Source organism: Peptoniphilus sp. DNF00840 (assembly GCF_001553125.1).
Lineage (GTDB): Bacteria > Bacillota > Clostridia > Tissierellales > Peptoniphilaceae > Peptoniphilus_A > Peptoniphilus_A vaginalis.
The window spans coordinates 1-2,744 of the sequence record NZ_KQ960223.1; the positions used below are offsets into that span (position 1 = coordinate 1).

Annotated in this window: 4 protein-coding genes; all 4 read right to left on the reverse strand. The window is 32.3% G+C overall.

Going from position 1 to position 2,744, the window contains the following annotated elements; genetic code table 11:
• Window positions 1-81 precede the first annotated feature (81 nt).
• The 4 genes from HMPREF1864_RS05715 to HMPREF1864_RS05730 all read right to left on the reverse strand — a co-directional run bounded on the left by HMPREF1864_RS05715 (window position 82) and on the right by HMPREF1864_RS05730 (window position 2,645).
• The gene (locus HMPREF1864_RS05715) at window positions 82-435 is read right to left on the reverse strand and encodes a hypothetical protein (protein ID WP_062571877.1); all 354 of its coding nucleotides are present in this window, start codon (window positions 433-435) and stop codon (window positions 82-84) included.
• Window positions 436-508: 73 nt separating this feature from the next.
• Window positions 509-1,375, reverse strand: coding sequence for an S-layer homology domain-containing protein (locus HMPREF1864_RS05720; RefSeq protein ID WP_062571878.1), 867 nt, complete (start codon window positions 1,373-1,375; stop codon window positions 509-511).
• A 132-nt stretch (window positions 1,376-1,507) separates the two neighbouring features.
• Window positions 1,508-2,059: a hemerythrin domain-containing protein gene (locus HMPREF1864_RS05725; protein WP_062571879.1), complete on the reverse strand. Its 552-nt coding sequence runs from the start codon at window positions 2,057-2,059 to the stop codon at window positions 1,508-1,510.
• 4 nt (window positions 2,060-2,063) lie between these two features.
• A complete protein-coding gene (locus HMPREF1864_RS05730; protein ID WP_062571880.1) occupies window positions 2,064-2,645 on the reverse strand; it encodes a hypothetical protein in 582 nt (193 codons plus the stop codon).
• Window positions 2,646-2,744 lie beyond the last annotated feature (99 nt).

A 2,744-nucleotide genomic window follows, 5' to 3' on the forward strand; every position in this document is an offset into this window, starting at 1 on the left:
TCAAAAGTGGCTAACTTATTGTTGCAATTTAGAAAAAAAATAAGAGATTCGATTACGAATCTCTTTTACTTTACCTATTAATTATTGAACTTCAACAACCTGGATCTTAGAATTCTTCCAGCTTGCTCTATCTCCCAATCTCTCAACAATATCAATTAGGATTTCATCTTCTTCTTGCTCTTCATCTAGTGGCAAGACTCTTGTGTCTAAGTCGTGAGGAATCATTTCAACAACGGGTCCCAAGTCTCTGTGAACAATGACCCTGTTATTTAAATTCTTTAGTTCTTCACTATCCTCTACCTTAATGTACTTTCCATCTTTTCTAGTGTAGAAAAAAATATCTTTTCCATATTTTTCCCTATAATAAATTATGTAAGTCTCACAAGAAAATTGAAAACTTCCAAGTGGACTAATGTCAAAAATTACTTTTTTCATTATCTCACCTGGAAGTATTATATCATAAATTATTTAATTTTATAATTTAAATAAATTTTTTGTAAAATTTACATTAAATATTACGTACTATAGAAGAAATAACTTCTTCCCTACTCATTTCCTTCTTTGGATTAAAGTTTTTCTTTTCATCTAGAGTTAAGTACTTTGCATTAAGTGCCTTGTTAACAGATTCTCTTGCATAACTAGCAATCTTCTTCTTGTCCTTCATGCTAACATTCTTCTTGTTATTTAATTCAAAAATATTTGCAATGACAACTGCATAGTCTTCCCTAGTCATGTGAGCCTTTGGAGAAAAAGTTTCATCGCCCTTTCCACTCATTATGCCAAGATCATAGGCCATATTAACATATTGGTTGTCTGTGTCTTTGAAGTGCTTCACAGTTCCCTGAGAAGATCTCTCATACTTTATCTTGTAGGCCTTAACTGCAATTTCTGCAAACTCTTCCCTAGTAATTTTTGCTCTTGTATCAGTTGCTACTCCTTTAGAAAAAAGTTTTAAACCTTCTGCCTTTAATAAATCTTGATAAGCCCAGTTGCTATAATTTCTAAAAACAGGAGCCTTACCTAAGTGAAGTTCGTTGGAAAATCCTAAGGACTTTTCATTATTGGCAAACCTAAGTCTAAAGGCATAGCCACTTGATGGACCAACAAGAGAATCTAATTCCTCTTGGCTTATAGAAATAAATTTCTTATTGTCCTTGGAGATAATATTTTTCTTAAACACTCCCTTGGATTCATTTCCCTCGCTCTTAACTTCAATTTCTATTAGGTCCTTATCTTTGGCATTTTTAATTTCAAAATTGTAAACATCACTTTCTTTAATTGCACTTACATTCAAAGGCATTGCCACTTCTTTAGATGCAAAAACACTAAAGGGTGCTGCAATTAAAATTATCATCAATATGAGTATTCTTTTCATTCTTTCACCTCGAAGAATTATATTATCAAAAAGTCTAGTAAAAGTCTTGCTTATGAAGACTTTGTAATCAATTTGTAATCTTTATACTAATAGATGAAAGTGAATTTATATATAATTAAGGGGGATTTTAAATTAAATTCCCAAGGACTCCATCAAATTCTTTTTATCTTCAAGAGACTTTTCTTCCTCCCTAACCCTTTCTTTCATTTCTCTTGCAACTTCTTCTTTCACATCTTCTGGAAGACTTTTATCTGCAAAGGGATAAACTGTTTTGTTTTCCTTTTCTGCATGATTTCTAAGTAGCTCAACATAAGCCATAGCATTTGTTATTATGTGTAACTTTGCAAGATCATCTGAATTTTCTTCAAACAAGTTTAAATTATTTTCAAGCTCCATTACATAACCCCTTGCCATTTGATGTTCAACAAGCATGCCGCCACGTACAACTTTTTCTGCAAGAGGTCCAAGGTTATCAAGCATTGCCTTAAATAAAATGTCTTCTTCCTTCTTGTGGTGAAGTCCGTCGGCATACAATCTTATAAAACTTATAGCTCTCCTGAAAAATTCTTTATCAACATTTCCGTGAAGAATTTCCAAACACTTTTCTTCCATCCTCTTACAAAAAGCTAGAATTTCTTCGTGCTCGTCTTCCAAGTATTCAATCGTATATTTTAAAGTATCCATTAAATCACTTCCTAATTACATAAGTTTCATCTATATTTTCATATTTTAATCCAGAATTTTCTAAACTTCCACCTATAAAAGCATCTCTTAGGTCCCAATAGTAATCTGGATTAACATAAGCTTCCCAAATATCTCTGTGAAGGTCTCTTGCAACTTCAAAAACAAATTCTTCTTCATCGTTTTTCACTATCATTAACGAGTGATCACAGGGCATCCCATCTAAAAATTTTGAAGTAATAAAGTTGAAGGCTTCTTCAGGAGTATCTCCAGCTTCGTATTTCTTTCCAAAATCGTAAAATTTATTTTTTAAATCTACTATGTCAAAGTCCTTTAACAAAAATGCCACTGTCTTTGCAAGTCTGTGCTCACTCCTTCTCACTCTTTCATCAAGCCATCCGTGAATATTAGATTCGTCAATAATATCCTTTAAGTCACCCTTCTCTATTGGAAATTCCTTATCAAGTTCCTTGCTTAAACTAATTTTTTCATCTTCATCAACTAAGTCCAGCAAACTTCCTAACAATTCTTCTTGAAATAAAATCTTTTCGTACATCAAGTGGTGGATGTATCCTAAAAATAAACTCATCATATCCCTCTTTTCTATTTTAATTTTACCATCTTAGGCAAAAAAATAATGTGATTTTTATCACATTCAGACTGATGACAAAGCAGGCAAAAAAGCCTG